Origin of the sequence: Aurantimonas litoralis (genome assembly GCF_026153195.1) — a bacterium.
In the GTDB taxonomy this organism is placed as follows: Bacteria; Pseudomonadota; Alphaproteobacteria; order Rhizobiales; family Rhizobiaceae; genus Aurantimonas; species Aurantimonas coralicida.
The window spans coordinates 99,559-116,828 of sequence record NZ_JAPFBM010000012.1; the positions used below are offsets into that span (position 1 = coordinate 99,559).

The following is a 17,270-nucleotide window of genomic DNA, read 5'->3' on the forward strand; positions in this document are numbered from 1 at the left end:
CGGAGGCGACGATGAAACACCCGGTCATTCTACAGCTCGACGAGACGATGCTCGAAAGCCTCGGTGTGGGTGCCGGGCGGAATCGTCGCTCTGTGGAAATGGCATTCGGCGCTAACTTGGCTGACGCGGCGGCGCGCGCACTCAATAATAGCTGGTCCAATCTGCCGGAGATCGCATGATGCCTGCACCAATCCGATCTCTCCTCATCGCCAATCGTGGTGAAATCGCCTGCCGGGTGATCCGCACGGCGAAGCGGCTTGGCATCCGCACCGTCGCTGTGTTCTCCGACGCCGATCGCGATGCCATGCATGTCGCCATGGCCGACGAGGCGGTGCGGATCGGCCCCGCGGCGGTGGCGGGCAGCTATCTGCGCGGCGACCGGATCATCGAAGCCGCCCGCCGCACCGGCGCCGAGGCCATTCATCCGGGCTATGGTTTCCTGTCCGAGAACCCGGATTTCGTCGATGCCGTCACGGCGGCGGGGCTGATCTTCGTCGGCCCGTCGGCGTCTGCGATCAGGGCAATGGGCCTGAAGGATGCCGCCAAGCGGCTGATGCACGAGGCCGGCGTTCCGGTGGTGCCGGGCTATCATGGCGACGCGCAGGACCCGGAGTTTCTGGCCGGCGAGGCCGACCGGATCGGCTATCCGGTGCTGATCAAGGCGCGGGCCGGCGGCGGCGGCAAGGGCATGCGCCGGGTCGACGATCCGGCGGAGTTCCGCGCCGCGCTGGACGGCGCGAGGCGGGAAGGGCAGGCGTCCTTCGGCGATCCCCACTGCCTGATCGAGAAATACGTCGAGAAGCCGCGGCATATCGAGATCCAGGTCTTTGGCGACAGCCACGGAAACGCGGTGCATCTCTTCGAGCGCGACTGTTCGCTGCAGCGGCGCCACCAGAAGGTGATCGAGGAAGCCCCGGCGCCGGGCATGCCGGACGAGATGCGCGCCGCCATGGGCGAGGCGGCGGTCACGGCGGCGAAAGCCATCGGTTATGCCGGCGCCGGCACGATCGAGTTCATTGTCGACGCGTCCGACGGGCTGCGGCCGGACCGGTTCTGGTTCATGGAGATGAACACCCGCCTGCAGGTCGAGCATCCGGTCACCGAGGCGATCACCGGGCTGGATCTGGTGGAGCTGCAATTGCGCGTCGCCTCCGGCGAGCCGCTGCCCTTCGCCCAGCCCGATCTGGCGATCGACGGCCACGCCTTCGAGGCGCGGATCTATGCCGAGGATGCGGCGCGCGGTTTCCTGCCGGCGACCGGCACGCTGACCCATCTGCGGTTTCCGGCGACAGGCGCCCGCATCGATACGGGAGTGCGGGAAGGCGACCGGATCACTCCGCATTACGACCCGATGATCGCCAAGTTGATCGTCCACGGGCCCGACCGGGAAAGTGCCCTGGGGCTGTTGCGCGCCGCGCTGGCCGAAACCCGCATTGCCGGGTCGGTGACCAACGTTGCCTTCCTGTCGCGGCTGGCAAGCCATGCGGGTTTCGCCGCCGGCGACGTCGATACCGGCCTGATCGGCCGCGACCAGGAGGCGCTGACCGCGCCGGAAGCCCGCTCCGCCGAAGCTGCGGCAATCGCCGCGCTGGCGCAGCTCGGCCATGTCCCGGCAGCCGGCGAAGGGTCGGGCGATCGGGACGCCGATCCCTGGGCACGCCTGCGCGGCTTTCGCGCCTGGGGCGTTGCCCGGCAGGCCGCGCGCTTCGAAGGCGAGGGGAACACCCGCCACGACCTCATCGTCTCCGATCTCGGCAGGGGTCGCTTCTCGGTCGCAGGCGAGGGGGCGACATTGGAACTGGCACTGGCAAAGTCCCCCGGGGGCCACACGATCCGTGCCGAGGCCGATGGCCGCGTCTTCGGCGCCGCAATTGCCCGTGAGCCCGACGCATTGACCGTCTTCCTCGACGGGGCGGCGCATCGCTTCGCCGATTACAGCGCCATGGCCCATGCCGACGAGGGCGCCGGGGGAGATCGCGTTGCCGCGCCGATGCCGGGTCTGGTCAAGCTGGTCGCGGTGAAGGCCGGCGCGACGGTGGCTAAGGGCGAGGCGCTGATCGTGCTCGAAGCCATGAAGATGGAGCACACGCTGAAGAGCCCGCGCGACGGCACGGTCGCCGAACTGCTAGTGGGCGAGGGCGATCAGGTCGAGGATGGCGCGCTGCTCCTGGCGCTGGAGCCGGAGGCCGGATGACCCTCACCCTCCACCATTGCCACGAGGCGCGCTCGATGCGCTCGCTCTGGCTGATCCACGAACTGGGGCTGGATGTGGACGTGATCGTCCATCCCTTTGGCCGCGAGTTGCGCGATCCCGCCTACCTTGCGGTCCATCCGCTCGGCCGCGTGCCGGCGCTGGTCGACGGGTCGGTGACTTTGTTCGAAAGCGGCGCCATCGCCGAATATCTCTGCGAGGCCTATGGGGGCGATTCCGGCCTCTGGCGCCCGCCCGGCACGCCGGAGCGGCCCGAATGGCTGCAATGGCTGCATTATGCCGAGACGGTCTCGGTGCATGTGGCCAGCCTCACCCAGCAGATCCTCGTCATTACCGATCCGGCGCTGCAATCGCCGACCCTTGTGAAACTGGAGACGCGGCGTCTGGAAAAGGCGCTCGGCGTCGTCGAGGACTGGCTGGAGGGCCGCGACCACCTGCTGTCCTCGGGCTTCTCGGCGGTGGATGTCGGGGTCGGCTACAGCCTTCACATCGCGCGGCTGTTCACCGACCTCGCCGCCTTTCCGCAGGTTGCGGCCTATTACGCGCGACTGGCCGAGCGGCCGGGCTTCCGTGCCGCGCTGCCGGCACCGGATGCTGCCCATCGCATCTATACGCGCGAACGCTATTTCGAGCCGTCATGACCGTGCCAGACATCACCCTCTTCGAGATGAGCCCACGCGACGGGCTGCAGAACGAAACGCGCCTGATTGCCACGGACGACAAGATCCGGCTCGTCGATCTCCTGTCCGCCTGCGGCTTCGCCAAGATCGAGGTGACCAGCTTCGTCTCGCCGAAATGGGTGCCGCAACTGGCCGATGCAGCAAGCGTGCTGGCCGGCATCGCCCGGCGGCCGGGGATCGCCTATACGGCGCTCACTCCCAACCTGCGCGGCTTCGAGGCGGCGCTTGCAGCGAAAGCCGACGAAGTGGCGATCTTCGGTGCGGCCTCGGAGAGCTTCAGCCGGAAGAACATCAATTGTTCGATCGCCGAGAGCCTTGAGCGGTTCCGCCCGGTCGCCGAGGCGGCGAAGGCCGCGGGCGTGCCGGTGCGCGGCTATGTCTCCTGCGTCACCGACTGCCCCTATGAGGGCCCGGTCGCGCCCGGCGCGGTGGCCTCCGTCACCGAGGCGCTCCTCGCCATGGGTTGCTACGAGGTCTCGCTCGGCGACACGATCGGCCATGGCACGCCCGAGACCATCGCCGCGATGCTGACGGCGGTGCTGGACGTCGCGCCGGCCGGGCGGATCGCCGGGCACTACCACGACACCAGCAACCGGGCGCTCGACAACATCGCCGCCAGCCTGGAATTCGGCCTGCGAACCTTCGATGCCGCCGTCGGCGGACTGGGCGGCTGCCCCTATGCGCCTGGCGCCAAGGGCAATGTCGACACGCTGAAGGTCGACGCGCTGCTGCGGGAGCGCGGCTTCGAAACAGGGCTGGACCCCGCCGCGCTGGCAGAGGCCGCCACCTTCGCGCGCACGCTGCGGCCGGCCGAGCCCGCGGACGCCTGATCGCATAACGGCCGGCAGGGCCGGGGAGACACCATGAGCGACACGATCCGCATCGACACCGACGACAGGGGCGTCGCGACGCTCACCCTGGCGCGGGCCGAGCGCCACAACGCCATGGATGCGGCGATGATCGGCGAATTGCACGCGGCGGCGCATCAGCTCGGCGGTGATCCGGCGGTGCGGGTGGTCGTCCTGACCGGTGAAGGGCGCAGCTTTTCGGCCGGCGCCGATCTGAACTGGATGAAGGCCCAGTTCGCCGCCACCCGCGAGGACCGCATCGCCGAGGCGATGAAACTCGCCGGCATGCTCAGGGCGCTGAACGAATTGCCGAAACCCCTGATCGGCCGGATCAACGGCCAGGCCTTCGGCGGCGGTCTCGGGCTGATCTCGGTTTGCGACGTCGCCATCGGCAGCGACGCGGCGCGCTTCGCCTTTACCGAGGCGAAGCTCGGCCTGATCCCGGCGACGATCTCGCCCTACGTCCTGACCCGCATGGGCGAGGGCCGGGCCCGCCGGGTGTTCATGTCGGCCCGCCTGTTCGGCGCGGCCGAGGCCGTCGATCTCGGGCTTCTGGCAAAGGCGGTTCCGGCGAACGAGCTGGATGCGGCGATCGCAGAAGAAGTGACGCCCTATCTCGCCTGCTCGCCCTCTGCTGTGGCGGCGTCGAAGGCCCTGGCCCGGTCGCTCGGTCCCGTCATCGACGATGCGACGCTGGAGGAGACCGCCCGCCGGCTCGCCGACACCTGGGAGACGGCCGATGCCCGCGAGGGTGTCGGCGCCTTTTTCGACAAGCGGGCTGCTACCTTCGCCGGCTGACGCCGTCCGGTCTGCGGCCGCCTTGGAGCGCGGCCGCAGATGGTCGGTCTATTCGCCCGCGAGGCAGCTCCGCAGCGAGCCGGCCAGACTGCCGATCAGGGTGAAATACAGCTCCGGCCCCTCGGGGATGCCTGCGCCCTCCGGGTCGAGCACGCCGGAACGCGCCGCCGATCCCTCGATCGCCACGTCGACGAGCTGCGGCTCGAACTGGGGTTCGGCGAAGACGCAGGCAGCGCGGCTGTCGCGTACCTTCGCCTGGATCTCGGCAATCCGCTGGGCGCCCGGAAGCCGGTCGGGACTGACGGTGATCGAGCCTGCCGCCTGCACGTCGAAGCGGCGCTCGAAATACTGGTAGGCGTCGTGGAAGACGATGAAGGGCGTGCCGCGGACATCGGCGAGTTGCCCGTCGATCTCGGCGATCAGCCCCGCCAGCCGCGCGTCGAGCTCCTTGGCGTTGTCCTGATATCGGGCGGCGTTCTCGGGGTCGGCATCCGCCAGGACGCTGGCGATATGAGCGGCCATGGCGCGGGCATTCGTCGGATCGAGCCAGACATGCATGTCCAGTTCGCCATGATCGTGGCCATGCGCATCCGCGCGATGGTCGGCCTCGTGACCGGCATGAGCATCCGCTTCCCCGGCGTACTCCCCGCCCTTGTGGTCGCCGTCGGTCTGCGCATGGTCTTCATGGCCGGCCTCGCCATGCTCGCGGCCCTGATGCCCGGCCTCGTCGTGACCGTCTTCCTCGTCCTCATGCTCCTCGAACGGGCCGCCCTCGCGGAACGGCAGTGTTTCCAGCCCCGGCGTGTCGATCATCTCGACGCTGGTGGCGTCGCCCGCCATCGTCCCGATCGGCTTGACGAGGAATGTCTCCAGCGCATCGCCGACCCAGAAGACGATGTCGGCGTCCTGCAGGGCTGCGGCATCCGACGGCTTCATGGCGTAGGTATGCGGCGACGCCGAACCCGCGACCAGCAGCGTCGGCTCGCCAACGCCGTCCATGACCGAAGAGACAAGCGAATGGACCGGCTTGATCGACGCAATGACCTTGGGCGCCTCGGCCTGGGCCGGCGCGAAGGATGCCAGCGACGTGGCACTGGCAAGAAGCAGGAGGCGAAGCATGCGCATGGGGAGAACCTTCCAGTGTCAAAACGGAGCGATATGTTATGTCATTACGTCTGGCTTGCGTAATGCTATAACGTCTGCCATATCGCTCGACAAGCCCTCATTCGCAGGTATCGCATGCGCCACCAGCCTCCGACGGAACCGAACGCCCTGGTCGAAATGCGCGGGGTCGGCGTGCGCCGGTCCGGCCGCTGGCTGGTGCGCGGCATCGACCTGACCTTGCGGCGCGGCGAGATCGTCACGCTGATCGGGCCGAACGGCTCCGGTAAGTCGACGACTGCCCGCAGCGCCATCGGCGTCCTGACCCCGGACGAGGGCACGGTGCGCCGCGCCGCGAAGCTGACCATCGGCTATGTTCCCCAGAAACTGTCCATCGACTGGACCCTGCCGCTCAGCGTCGAACGGCTGATGACCCTGACCAAACCGGCCACGCGGGCCGCCGTCGAGGCGGCGCTGGCGCGTGTCGGCATCGGGCATCTGGCACGCTCCGAAGTGCATCATCTGTCCGGCGGCGAGTTCCAGCGGGCGCTTCTCGCCCGCGCCATGCTGCGCAAGCCCGATCTCCTGGTCCTCGACGAGCCGGTGCAAGGCGTCGACTTTTCCGGCGAGGTGGCGCTCTACGATCTGATCTCCGACATCCGGGACAGCGAGGGTTGCGGCATCCTGCTGGTCTCCCACGACCTGCACGTGGTGATGGCCAAGACCGACACGGTGGTCTGCCTCAACGGCCATGTCTGCTGCCAGGGCTCGCCCCAGTCGGTCGCATCCTCGCCGGCCTATCAGCGCATGTTCGGGCCGCGCGCCGCCGAGACGCTGGCGATCTACGCCCATCATCACGATCATGCCCATCTGCCCGACGGGCGGGTGCGCTTCGCCGACGGCACCATCGGCGACGAATGCACCCCCGTCACCGGGCACCATGGCGCGCATGATCACCATGCCGGCCATGACCATCATCACCACGGGCCGCACGCAACGCCGGCTGAAGCCGAGAATGCGGGCACGATTAGCAAGGAGCCCGTCGATGCTCGATGATTTCTTCGTCCGCGCGGTGCTCGCCGGCATCGGCATTGCGCTGGTCGCGGGCCCCCTCGGCTGCTTCGTCGTGTGGCGCCGCATGGCCTATTTCGGCGACACCATGGCCCATTCGGCGCTGCTCGGCGTCGCCCTGTCCACCGCCTTCGAGATCGACTTGATGCTCGGCGTCTTCGGCGTCGCGGCGATCGTCGCCGCCGCGCTGGTCCTCCTGCAGCGGCGCGGCGGGCTCTCCACCGATGCGTTGCTGGGTATCCTGTCCCATTCCACGCTCGCCCTCGGACTGGTGCTGATCGCCTTCATGACCTGGGTGCGGATCGATTTGATGGGCTTCCTCTTCGGCGACATTCTCGCCGTCTCCCGCGTCGATCTCCTGGCGATCTATCTCGGCGGCATGGTGATTCTCGTCGGCATGCTGTTCCTGTGGCGCCCGCTCTTGGCGTCGACGGTCAGCGCGGAACTCGCCGAGGCCGAGGGCCTGTCGCCCGAGCGGACCCGCTTCCTGTTCATGCTGCTGATGGCACTGGTCATCGCCATCGCCATGAAGATCGTCGGCATCCTGCTGATCACCTCGCTGCTGATCATCCCCGCCGCTACCGCCCGGCGCTTCGCCGCGACGCCGGAGCTGATGGCACTGCTGGCCGCCGGTATCGGTGCGGCCGCGGCGGCCGGCGGCCTCTTCGGCTCCTTGCATTTCGACACGCCGTCGGGCCCGTCCATCGTCGTTGCCGCGCTCGCCCTGTTCCTTGTCAGCCTGCTGCCGTGGCCATTGCGCGGCGCGGCGCGCGACCCGGCCGCGGAGGCATCGCAATGAGCGCCCGACCGAATCTCACCCGCAACCAGAGCCTCGTCTTCGACACGCTCGACGGGGCGGACGAACCGCTAAGCGCCTACACCATCCTCGATCGCCTGCGCGACGAAGGCTTTCGCGCGCCGCTGCAGGTCTATCGCGCCCTCGACAAGCTGATCGATTGCGGCCTGATCCACCGGATCGACAGCCGCAAGGCCTTCGTTGCCTGCACCCATCCGGGCGAACATCACGGCAGCGCCATGATCGCCTTCGGCATCTGCGAATCCTGCGCCCGCGTCTGGGAATTCTCCGACGATGTGATCTGCGAAAGGCTGCAGGGCTGGGCGGAATCGGAAGGGTTCCGGCCGGTGCGCACCTCGATCGAGATCAACGGCCGCTGCGCCGAATGCAGCCGGAACGAGGCCGGGAGCTGAGCCGTCCGGCGCCGGATCGCGAGAGCGCAAGCAGGCCGTCGGCACCGTTGGCGGAAAATGCGAAATTTGCACGACAGAATGCGTGATCTGCGCTTGCAGGCGAAGGACACCGTCGCTATACACCGCGGCGCAGGTCACGGAGTGTAGCGCAGCCTGGTAGCGCACCTCGTTCGGGACGAGGGGGTCGCAGGTTCGAATCCTGCCACTCCGACCAGCCTACTCAGGGGATTGAGAGAGGTTCCCGGCCTCGACGATCCGGACCCCGACAGTTTCCCCGACAGATTGGTTCCCGGTAGCTTCAGGCAAGCGGGGAACGCTAGGGTCCAGTAACCCAGTCCCCTACGGCAAAGGCCGAACCTCATGTTCCTCGCTCACTGGACCCAGGCACGGCTGATGGACCGCATCGGGGCGGACGTGCGGCGCCGCACTGACCTCCTGCGAGATCTGTTCGGTGTCGGCGAACGGACTGCGCAGCGCTGGGCGATGTGCAAGCAGGACATGAACCCGGAGGTCATCATCAAGCTCGGGACCGCCCTGAGCCAGATGGACGCGATCCGCAAGGAGATGGACGCGGACGAACGGCCAAATGTTCTGTTGAAATGGGCCGCCGCAAAGCTAAAAGTCGACCCAATCGATTGACGGATTCCTAACGGGGCTTTGCTAGTGTCCTGACTCCCCGGCGGTATTGACCGCCTCACAGGTCAGGACCTCAATATGACGCAAGACGCGCGATCCGCGCCGCTCTCCCCCCATGACGGTATCGGCAGTTTTCAGGTTCGCCTCCGGCGCAACGAAGAGCTGTCCGCCCGTATCGTCGCCGGCGATCACTTTCCCTCTTTCGAAGAAGTCGTCAGCGGTCTGCCGATGTTTCGCGAATCCATTCGCGAGGACGCCCGCAAGCTGGCCGAGATCCTGGAAGTCCGGGGTCGCACGACGGCCCGCTTTCGCAAGCTGCTGCGGCTCTATGCCGACACCGGGGCCGACGAGGATCTGGACGCTGTCGTCGCAGCCAGCGAGAAGACGCTGTCGCCGCTCGACATGAACCAGGCACGCATCTGGCTGTATAATCTCACGCAGAGGTGGCCCGCTTCCATCGACGACTGCCCCGCCGCAGCCAAGCGTGCTTGTGAGAGGGGCCTTGCGCGGGTCTGGCTTGAGGGCCTCATCTCCGACTTCCCGTCTACCGACGACGCGCTCTTCGACGCCGGCCGCCAGAAGGTACGTCTGGCGCAGGGCGTGACCGCAGGTGTCCTGCAGTCGATGAATACGCTGCTTATAGGTTTGTCGGTCCGCCGCGAGCATGGGATCGTCACGGACGGAACGCTCGCTCCGATCGTTTCTCTTCTGACCCAGGACGGCTGGTTCGAGAGGCGCGAGGAAAAAGGTGAGATGCCCGGGAAGCTGAGCAAGCTCCGGAAGTCCGCGTCGGACGACGAAGGCAATACCGGCAAGCCTCGTGTTCCCAAGGGCATGCAGGCGGTCATCGTATACGGCAAGCAGACGACCCAGAGCGGCAGCACGGCGTCCAGAGATCTGCGCAAGAGCCTCGAGCGGATCGCCGGCAACCCGGTGCCGATCCGCGAGGTCATGCAGGACGTCAGCCAGATGCTGCTCGACGAATGGCCCCACGCTGCGCCGGTCATCAACCGGCTAGTGGGTAAGATGCAGGTCGGCGATCCGATCCGGATCAGGCCGCTGCTGCTCGTCGGGGAGCCGGGAACGGGCAAGACCAGCTTGTTGCAGGCGTTTGCAGCGTTCCTCGAGCTGCCTTACGTCGTCTTCGGCTGCGCTTCCTCGTCCGACAACGCCTTCGGGGGCACGCCGAGCCGGTGGAATACCGCTGCCTTGTCGATGCCCGCGGAGCTGATCCGGCAGAAGGAGATCGCCAACCCGCTCGTGATCCTAGACGAGATCGACAAGGCCGCGAGCAGCCCGTCGAACGGCGCCCTGGTGGATTCGCTGCTGCCCATGCTCGAGCCCCACACGGCGGCCGAGTATTTCGAACATGGCGTCGACGGCACGTTCAACCTGGCGCATGTGAACTTCGTCGCCACGGCGAACACGACCAACATCCCGGCGCCGCTGAAGGATCGCTTCACGGTGATCCGGATGCCCGACCCGGGGCCTGAACATGTCGGGTCGATCGCCCGCCGGATCGTCGAGGAGATCGCCGAGAAGCGCGGGGAGGAGGGCATGATCGCACCCCTTGCGCCAGATGAAGAAGACATCCTGCGCCGGACCTGGAAGAGCGGGTCGCTGCGCAAGTTGCAGCGAGTGGTCGAGACGATGATCGATACCCGCGAACGTCACGAGGTGCGCCAGTGATCATCCTCTTCGACAACCACGTGCAGGAACGTCTCAACCGCATTGAAGAGGTAAGGGAATTCCCCAGAACGAATTCGTGCGCCAGGCCGTCTCGGCGTGGGCCTACACCCACCCCGAACACCGCCAGTCGCTGGCGCTGCAGATCATGAGCGCGGTCATGCGCCACGGAGTACCCCACGAATGAGCACCGAAGATCGTTTCACTGTCGATATCCCGCTCGCGCAGCAGCTGCAGAATCGTTTGAAGGAGATCGCCAATGAGGGGGGCCGGACGGTGGAGAGCGTCGTCACTGAAGTGATCGCGCTTTTCATCCTGCAGCGGACCCTCGAGAAGGCGGCGAAGGAGAGGGCGCAATGAAGTTCTACACCGCCGACACCCACTTCAACCACGCCGGCGTCATCGACATGTCGAAGCGGCCGTTCCGGTCCGTCCACGAGATGAACGAGGCGATGATCAGCCGCTGGAACGAGCGGGTCACGGATAAGGACGAAGTGTATTTTTTGGGCGATTTCTCGTTCAAAGCCCTAGACGCGGCACGGGAGATCTTTGTCCGCCTCGCCGGTCAGAAGCACCTCATCGTCGGCAATCATGACAAGTCGGGAATCCACGATTGGGGCTGGGTCTCGATCAACCAGACGACGATGGTCTACGACGGCGACGAGCGGATTTTTCTGTCGCACTATCCGGTCCTGGAATGGCCCGGCTACTACCGCGGCGTCCGGCATTTCTTCGGCCATGTGCACGGCAACAAGCGGGTGCCAGGGGCCACGGATGTGGGCGTCGATCTGTGGAACTATCAGCCGATCACGGCCAAGGAAGCCATCGCTGGGGAGACGCCGCTCGAGCCCGTCGCCCGGAAGGCGACGATGGCAGACTTCGGCGGCGAGGCCACACGGCAGACCCTCGAGCGGGCCGACAACTGGATGGTGCCCTGGGAGCGGTCGGTCCTCGCCGATGCCCTCGACCGGGCTGCCAACCAGACGCTGGACGACATCTTGAACCAAAGGGTCGATCAGGCCGGCTGTCGGTAGGCGCTATTAGAGCGGTTCATCGGCTGATGGAATCCGTGCGGATTCCGTTGGGGCGTGATGTGTGATTCAAGATGCTGGCTGGAGTAGGAGGCCAGCATCGATGACCCGACCTCTTTCCAATGATCTGCGTGAGCGCGTTGTGGGAGCGGTTCTGGCTGGCGAGAGTTGCCGGTCAGCCGCCAGTCGGTTCGGGGTGGCGGTTTCCTCGGCGGTGAAGTGGTCGCAGCGCTACCGCCAGACCGGCTCGGTGGCGCCGCGCAAGATGGGTGGGCACCGCAAACGGGTGCTCGATGCGCATCGCGACTTCATCATCGAGCGGATCAGCGCGATCCCGCATCTGACGCTGCACGGGCTGAAGGACGAACTGGGCGCGCGCGGGATCAAGGTCTCGCATCATGCCGTCTGGCTGTTCCTGCGCCGCGAGGGGCTGCAGTTCAAAAAAACGTATGGCTCGCCCCGCCTGCAAGCGACTCTTTGACGGGACTGATGGGGTGGACGCCCCCCCGACGGCATCGATGTGCCAGGATGGTGGGTGTTTGACATCCACGAAAGAGGAGCGTCCGAGATGGAAATTAGCACCATCGGCCTACATCTGGCGAAAAGTGTGTATCAGGTGCATGGGGCGGATGCCTCGGGCGCTGTCGTCTTCCGCAAGCGTTTGCGGCGCGACAAGGTGATCGCGTTCTTCGCCCGCCTACCGCCCTGCACGGTGGCGATGGAAGCCTGCGGTGGCGCGCATCACTGGGCACGCGAGATCGCCAAAGCTGGCCACGCGGTTCGCTTGATCCCGGCGGCCTATGTGAAGCCCTTCGTGAAGCGGCAGAAGAATGATGCGGCCGACGCCGAAGCGATCTGCGAAGCGGCGCAGCGGCCGACAATGAGGTTCGTCGCCGTGAAGAGCGAGGAGCAGCAGGCGAGCGCCGCCGTCTTCCGGGCTCGTGATCTTCTGGTTCGCCAGCGTACGCAAACGATCAACGCACTGCGCGGTCATCTTGCGGAGTACGGCCACGTGGTGGCTCAGGGGCCTGCCCATGTTGCCCGATTGCTCGCTCGGGTGGAGGATCCGGGCAGCAATCTGCCGAAAGCGGCCTGCCTCGCGATCGCCGTGCTGACCGATACGCTGCAGTCCCTGAACGAACGGATCGGACAACTCGATAAGGAGATCGCCCGTCGCGCACGCGAGGACGAAGACGCGCGGCGACTACTGACGATCCCAGGCGTGGGGCCATCAGCGTCTTCCCTTTGGCCAATGATGGCGGTGCCGCTCGCGCTCCGTGGATCAGCATTCGCCGGAGATAGCCGTTGCCGCGTTTGGTGATCCCCAGAAGTCGCGGCTTGCCCCCGGTCGTCATCTGTCGAGGGACGAGATCAAGCCAGGCTGCGAGGTCACGGCCCCGGCCAAACGTCTCGGCCTTTCCAATCGATGCGACGAAGGCGGTCGCATTCAATGGGCCGATCCCCGGTATCGTCGACACCAGCCTCATCAATGCATCCGTGCGGGCGAGGTCCGCGAATTCCGCATCGAGGGCCCCGATCCGGTTGTCGAGGGCATGCCATTCGTCCCGCATATCCTCGATCAGCACCCTCATCCGACGGCCGATCGCCGTCTCTTCGGCGAGAAGCTGTTCCAGCCGAAGTTGAAGCCTGCGCCGCCCCTTGGCGATCACGATGCCCCGCTCAAGCAAGATCGCCCGAAGTTGGTTGATCAGAGCCGTGCGCTCTCCGACAAGCCGATCTCAGGCCCGGTGCAGGCTCTGCATGTCGAGCTGCTCGTCGCTCTTCAGATCAACGAAGCGCATTGTGGGACGGGTCGCGGCTTCCGCGATCGCCTCGGCATCCCGCTGCCCGCCCCCATGCCGACACCAACCATAAGCGACATCGGCGTCGCCAGTCCCAAAGCGCAGGGACAGGCGATGATCAGCACCGACACGGCCGAGACCAGAGCGAAGGTGATGGAGGGTTCGGGACCGAAGATCGACCAGACGATGAAGGCGAGGACGGCAGGAACAAACCAGCCGGCGACTTGGTTGGCGAGCTTCTAGATCAAATCGATTGTAGTGAATAAATTATATAAAAATCGCTTCGAAATGCGATGTCAATTTTGGCTGTAGAGTAAAATCGGTATGCCACACTTCTCATCATCAGAGAGGAGGCGGGAATGTTAAAAAAATACAAACTAGTTATTAAATCAATACTTGCAATGCTGGTTGTTGCTATTTTCGCAAACACCGCGTTGGCACAGCCATCGCAAATGCCGTTGTTGGAGCGCTCATCGCAGCCCGTCGGCCACTACGAATTCTGCCAACAATATCAAAGCGAGTGCCAGCCGAATCCGCCGGCTGTCGTTCCGACCCTGACCGAGGATCTCTGGTCGCAGTTGATCGAGGTGAACGGCTCCGTTAACACGGTCATCATCCCGCGAACCGACGAAGAGATCTTCGGTGTAGCCGAGCGTTGGGCCTACCCCACTAAACAAGGTGATTGCGAAGACTTTGCGCTTCTGAAGCAGTATATGCTCCAGCGTGCAGGTGTTCCCCGTTCAGCCCTCCTTATCACTGTTCTTCGTCAGCGCAACGGTGCCGGCCATGCGGTGCTGACAGTGCGAACCAGCGAAGGCGACTTTGTGCTCGACAATCTGGACGAGCGAATCCTTCCTTGGAACGAGACGGATTATCTCTATCTAAAGCGGCAGTCGGAACTGGACTCCGGAAAATGGATTGGCATAGCGGATGATCGGGACATCCTCGTCGGTAGCGTACGGTGATCAGCTACTGGATAGGATAACTATCGAGACGGGTTTTCGTAGGGTTGCTGGCGATATCGTAGCAGGCATCACAGGGTGGATCCATTCTATTTCAGCCATTTATCCCTTGCGCCTCCAGTGGGTAGAGGAGCTAGGGGTGGCCGAATGCCGAACAAGGAGTTCATCGATGACGTCCATCCTCCCGAGACAGTTGGTCAGTGACAAATCCGACTGTCTCTCCGAAAACCCGGCGAGCGCGATAGCAGGACTTCGGCCGCCGCTGACCAAAGCCTCTGATGTCAGCGACCGTGAAGATGGTAGGTTCTGCGGTGCCTGAGGTTCCGGGCAGCACGTTCAGTCCTCCCCGCTACGTATTTGTAGATGTGTGGCGCGGATTGGCGATCATCGGTGTCGTAATCTATCACTTTGGCTGGGACCTGAGCTTTTTCGGGTATGTTTCGCCCTCACTGATGTTCAGTATTCCGGTCACTGTATTTGCTCGCAGCCTCGCCGGCTCGTTCATGTTTCTCGTGGGGGTCGGGCTCGTCTTGGCCCATTTCCGCTATACCCACTGGCAAAAGTTCCTCACGCGCCTTGCCAAGATTGTCGTGGCGGCTGCCGCGATATCAGTGGTCACGTATGGTGCTTTTCCTACCAGTTTCATTTACTTCGGAATTTTGCACTCCATCGCGTTGGGCTCTCTGCTGGGACTCCTCTTTTTGAGGCTTCCAATTGGCTTGGTCTTCTTCGCCTCATTCGCAACGCTGGCGGCGCCGCTCTTTCTCGAAACCCCGACCTTCAACACCCGGTTCCTGGCCTGGATCGGATTTGCTGCTGCGCCACCATTTTCGAATGATTTTGTGCCTGTGTTCCCGTGGTTCGGGGTGACACTTGCGGGCATAGGCTGCACCCGGCTCCTTGTGGCCAGGCCATCAAAGCGGGACCGGAAGCTCCATAGCCCCGCGGTACATCTTGGCAGGGTACTGACTTGGGTGGGGCAACGAACGCTGCCCATCTACCTGTTCCATCAGCCACTGCTTTTCGCCGGATTTGTTGTCTTCACCCGCCTCTTAGCGGAGTAGCCTAATCACCAACCCATAGACCCGATTATCGAACCAGGAAGATCGGCAATTGATCGAGATTATCCGCCAAACCGACCGAGCCGTGCTATTTTTGTAGCCTTCTCGAAAAGCCGCCAAGCTGGGCACAGGCCTTTTGTCCTCGTCCTCGTCGGATGCTCAGCGATTGCCAGTACAATGGCAGCATTCCAGCTGACGAACGAAGCCGTCAATGCCAAGACTTTCGTGCCTCCCGCAGGGCCACCCGGCCGCACCGAAGTCCCGGAGCCGATGGGATCGTTGGACATCGACGAACTGATGGCCGAAGACCACTGCCGGACATCGTGATCGATGATCCGAATGCGCCGGTAACGATCGTCGAATACGCCTCGATGAAGTGCGGCCACTGCGCAAACTTCCACGAGAACAGCTATTCGGCCATCAAGGCCGACTACATCGTCACCGGCAAGGTCAAGCTGATCATTCGCGAATTCCCTTCGACCCGCGGGCGCTCGCGGCAGTCATGCTGGCGCGCTGCACGCAAAGTGTCAACGTCGGAGCAAAACCAGGCCAGCGGGACGGAGTAAAAGCAGGCCACCTGGCCGACAGGGGCGCGACATAGGAAAGGGCCCGATCGGGCCCTTTCCTATGTCGCGCGGCCTATCCTGAGGATCAGGGGTCAGTGATCTCGCCGGTATCGGGATCCACGGTCTCGGCGGTGGCCTGGTTTTGCTCCGCCCTTGCCGCGGCAGCCCGTCGTCGCCCGGCAGACTGCTTGAGGCGGTAGCTGTCGCCATTCATCGTCAGGATATGGACATGGTGCGTCAGGCGATCGAGCAACGCGCCGGTGAGCCGCTCCGACCTCAGAACGCTTGTCCAGTCCTCGAACGGCAGGTTCGATGTGACGATCGTGGAGCCGCGCTCGTAGCGCTGCGAGAACACCTCGAACAGAAGCTCGGCGCCCGTCGGTGAGAGCGGCACGTAGCCAAGCTCGTCGACGATGAGGAGTTGCACCGCCTGAAGATCGCGTTGCTGCTTCAGAAGACGGCGCTCGTCGCGGGCTTCCATGAGCTGGTGAACGAGAGCCGCCGCAGTGGTGAACGTGACGGTGAGACCCTTTTGGCAGGCGGCCAGTCCAAGAGCCAGGGCCACATGGCTCTTGCCGGTGCCGGAGTTGCCGAGGGCGATGACGTTCTCCCGGCGCAGGATGAACTCGCACCGCGCCAGCTCGAGCACCAGCATCTTGTTGAGGCTCGCAATCGCGGTGAAGTCGAACGTGTCGAGGCTTTTGACCGCCGGGAACCGGGCCGCCTTGATCCGTCGCTCGATCGTGCGGCGCTCCCGATCGATCACCTCCAATTCGATCAGGCGAAGCAGGTAGCGGGGATGGTCGACACCCTCGCGGGCGCATTCGCGGGCAACCTTGTCATACTCCCGCAGAACCGTCGGCAGCTTCAACTGCTTGAGATGGTGCGCGAGCAGGACCTGCGGCGTGCCGCTCATGGTTCCCGTCGGCATCGTGTCGGCCCCTGACTTGCCGCTCATGCTGCCTTCCCGGGGACCAGAACGGCATAGTCAGCCGCCGCCGTTGTCTTCACATCCATCTTCGGCAAATGCGGATATCGAGAGAGGTCAAGCCGCAGGGGCCGTCGTTCGATCCGCGACAGAGCGATCAGCTTGACCGCGTCGAACCCGATCGCGCCGAGCCGGATCGCCTCGGTGACCGCGGCCGCCACGATCCCCATCGGCATCGCCTCCATCAGCCGCAGCACCTGGATGAACTCCCGCTTGCCGCGATTGCCCATTCGGGCCTCCAGCAGATGGCGCAGATGCTGGAACGTCTCAGGCAGATCCCAGCCCTGCAACGGCGCCGCCTGGTCGAGGGCGTTCGGCTTCATCTCGAGCAGCATCAGGTAATGCAGCGGGTCGAAGACGAAGGTGCCGGTGGCATAGGAGCGGCGGTGTCGGGCGATCTCTTCGCCGGCACACAGGATCACCACCTCATCGACAAACCCCTTCACCAGAACGTCCCGGAAGCCGAACGATGTCGGCACCGAGTAGTCGTTGCAGCGGTAGCGGACCAGGGCGGTGGACGAGACCCGGGCCGCTCGCTTCTCGCACGGCTCGAGCGGTGTCGCCGGCAAGTCCTTGAAGGCCTCCAGATCGGCGACGAGCCGCTCGCCGATCGTCTCGC

General features: G+C 64.8%; 19 protein-coding genes, 1 tRNA gene and 4 pseudogenes. 19 read left to right on the forward strand and 5 right to left on the reverse strand.

Translation table 11 applies throughout. The features are described from left to right. Positions 1 to 11: 11 nt before the first annotated feature. The 5 genes from N7I30_RS19775 to N7I30_RS19795 are packed head-to-tail and all read left to right on the forward strand — an operon-like array spanning position 12 to position 4,538. Positions 12 to 179 (forward strand): hypothetical protein, encoded by a 168-nt coding sequence (locus N7I30_RS19775; RefSeq protein ID WP_491390252.1) that lies wholly within the window; start codon positions 12 to 14, stop codon positions 177 to 179. Next, positions 176 to 2,194, forward strand: coding sequence for an ATP-binding protein (locus N7I30_RS19780; protein WP_498640867.1), 2,019 nt, complete (start codon positions 176 to 178; stop codon positions 2,192 to 2,194). Before N7I30_RS19775 ends, N7I30_RS19780 begins: the two co-directional genes overlap by 4 nt. After that, positions 2,191 to 2,853 (forward strand): glutathione S-transferase family protein, encoded by a 663-nt coding sequence (locus N7I30_RS19785; protein ID WP_491390254.1) that lies wholly within the window; start codon positions 2,191 to 2,193, stop codon positions 2,851 to 2,853. The genes N7I30_RS19780 and N7I30_RS19785 overlap by 4 nt, the downstream gene beginning before the upstream one ends. Further along, positions 2,850 to 3,722, forward strand: coding sequence for a hydroxymethylglutaryl-CoA lyase (locus tag N7I30_RS19790; RefSeq protein WP_491390255.1), 873 nt, complete (start codon positions 2,850 to 2,852; stop codon positions 3,720 to 3,722). Before N7I30_RS19785 ends, N7I30_RS19790 begins: the two co-directional genes overlap by 4 nt. Before the next feature lie 33 nt (positions 3,723 to 3,755). Then, positions 3,756 to 4,538, forward strand: coding sequence for a crotonase/enoyl-CoA hydratase family protein (locus N7I30_RS19795; RefSeq protein ID WP_491390256.1), 783 nt, complete (start codon positions 3,756 to 3,758; stop codon positions 4,536 to 4,538). Positions 4,539 to 4,586: 48 nt separating this feature from the next. On the opposite strand, the gene N7I30_RS19800 is transcribed toward N7I30_RS19795, so the two are convergent. Then, complete coding sequence (locus N7I30_RS19800) at positions 4,587 to 5,663, reverse strand: zinc ABC transporter substrate-binding protein (RefSeq protein WP_491390257.1); 1,077 nt, start codon at positions 5,661 to 5,663, stop codon at positions 4,587 to 4,589. Positions 5,664 to 5,777: 114 nt separating this feature from the next. Here N7I30_RS19800 and N7I30_RS19805 point away from each other — a divergent pair, with 114 nt between their 5' ends. The 10 genes and pseudogenes from N7I30_RS19805 to N7I30_RS19850 all read left to right on the forward strand — a co-directional run. After that, a complete protein-coding gene (locus N7I30_RS19805) occupies positions 5,778 to 6,695 on the forward strand; it encodes an ATP-binding cassette domain-containing protein (RefSeq protein WP_491390258.1) in 918 nt (305 codons plus the stop codon). Then, positions 6,685 to 7,509: a metal ABC transporter permease gene (locus N7I30_RS19810; RefSeq protein WP_187391745.1), complete on the forward strand. Its 825-nt coding sequence runs from the start codon at positions 6,685 to 6,687 to the stop codon at positions 7,507 to 7,509. Before N7I30_RS19805 ends, N7I30_RS19810 begins: the two co-directional genes overlap by 11 nt. After that, positions 7,506 to 7,919, forward strand: coding sequence for a Fur family transcriptional regulator (locus N7I30_RS19815; protein WP_188077119.1), 414 nt, complete (start codon positions 7,506 to 7,508; stop codon positions 7,917 to 7,919). Before N7I30_RS19810 ends, N7I30_RS19815 begins: the two co-directional genes overlap by 4 nt. A gap of 137 nt (positions 7,920 to 8,056) precedes the next feature. Next, positions 8,057 to 8,133 (forward strand) — tRNA-Pro (locus N7I30_RS19820). Between the two features lie 146 nt (positions 8,134 to 8,279). Continuing rightward, positions 8,280 to 8,558 (forward strand): hypothetical protein, encoded by a 279-nt coding sequence (locus tag N7I30_RS19825; protein WP_498640868.1) that lies wholly within the window; start codon positions 8,280 to 8,282, stop codon positions 8,556 to 8,558. A gap of 75 nt (positions 8,559 to 8,633) precedes the next feature. Continuing rightward, a complete protein-coding gene (locus tag N7I30_RS19830) occupies positions 8,634 to 10,244 on the forward strand; it encodes an AAA family ATPase (RefSeq protein ID WP_498640869.1) in 1,611 nt (536 codons plus the stop codon). A gap of 180 nt (positions 10,245 to 10,424) precedes the next feature. Next, positions 10,425 to 10,601 (forward strand): hypothetical protein, encoded by a 177-nt coding sequence (locus N7I30_RS19835; RefSeq protein WP_498640870.1) that lies wholly within the window; start codon positions 10,425 to 10,427, stop codon positions 10,599 to 10,601. Then, entirely contained in the window at positions 10,598 to 11,275 is a 678-nt protein-coding gene (locus N7I30_RS19840) for a metallophosphoesterase (protein WP_498640871.1), read from the forward strand. The genes N7I30_RS19835 and N7I30_RS19840 overlap by 4 nt, the downstream gene beginning before the upstream one ends. A 100-nt stretch (positions 11,276 to 11,375) precedes the next feature. Beyond that, a pseudogene (locus tag N7I30_RS19845) lies at positions 11,376 to 11,720 on the forward strand (helix-turn-helix domain-containing protein); the annotation flags it as partial. Positions 11,721 to 11,840: 120 nt separating this feature from the next. Further along, positions 11,841 to 12,539 (forward strand): annotated as a pseudogene (locus N7I30_RS19850) (IS110 family RNA-guided transposase); the annotation flags it as partial. Here the strand turns inward: N7I30_RS19850 and N7I30_RS19855 are convergent. Further along, positions 12,538 to 12,741 (reverse strand): annotated as a pseudogene (locus N7I30_RS19855) (transposase); the annotation flags it as partial. The pseudogenes N7I30_RS19850 and N7I30_RS19855 overlap by 2 nt on opposite strands. 368 nt (positions 12,742 to 13,109) lie before the next feature. Then, positions 13,110 to 13,313: pseudogene (locus tag N7I30_RS19860) on the reverse strand (hypothetical protein); the annotation flags it as partial. A gap of 120 nt (positions 13,314 to 13,433) precedes the next feature. On the opposite strand from N7I30_RS19860, the gene N7I30_RS19865 reads away from it, so the two are divergent. From N7I30_RS19865 to N7I30_RS19880, 4 genes are all read left to right on the forward strand, one after another. Further along, complete coding sequence (locus tag N7I30_RS19865; protein WP_498640872.1) at positions 13,434 to 14,039, forward strand: transglutaminase-like cysteine peptidase; 606 nt, start codon at positions 13,434 to 13,436, stop codon at positions 14,037 to 14,039. A 275-nt stretch (positions 14,040 to 14,314) separates the two neighbouring features. After that, complete coding sequence (locus N7I30_RS19870; protein WP_498640873.1) at positions 14,315 to 15,100, forward strand: heparan-alpha-glucosaminide N-acetyltransferase; 786 nt, start codon at positions 14,315 to 14,317, stop codon at positions 15,098 to 15,100. Between the two features lie 174 nt (positions 15,101 to 15,274). Further along, positions 15,275 to 15,424 (forward strand): hypothetical protein, encoded by a 150-nt coding sequence (locus N7I30_RS19875; protein WP_498640874.1) that lies wholly within the window; start codon positions 15,275 to 15,277, stop codon positions 15,422 to 15,424. Further along, complete coding sequence (locus N7I30_RS19880; RefSeq protein WP_498640875.1) at positions 15,421 to 15,663, forward strand: thioredoxin domain-containing protein; 243 nt, start codon at positions 15,421 to 15,423, stop codon at positions 15,661 to 15,663. Before N7I30_RS19875 ends, N7I30_RS19880 begins: the two co-directional genes overlap by 4 nt. An 85-nt stretch (positions 15,664 to 15,748) precedes the next feature. Here N7I30_RS19880 and istB read toward each other — a convergent pair whose 3' ends face one another. Further along, positions 15,749 to 16,621, reverse strand: coding sequence for an IS21-like element helper ATPase IstB (istB, locus tag N7I30_RS19885; RefSeq protein ID WP_498640876.1), 873 nt, complete (start codon positions 16,619 to 16,621; stop codon positions 15,749 to 15,751). Then, positions 16,618 to 17,270, reverse strand: a 653-nt coding sequence (locus N7I30_RS19890; protein WP_498640877.1) for a Mu transposase domain-containing protein, incomplete at its 5' end; no start/stop codon positions are given. The genes istB and N7I30_RS19890, both read right to left, overlap by 4 nt.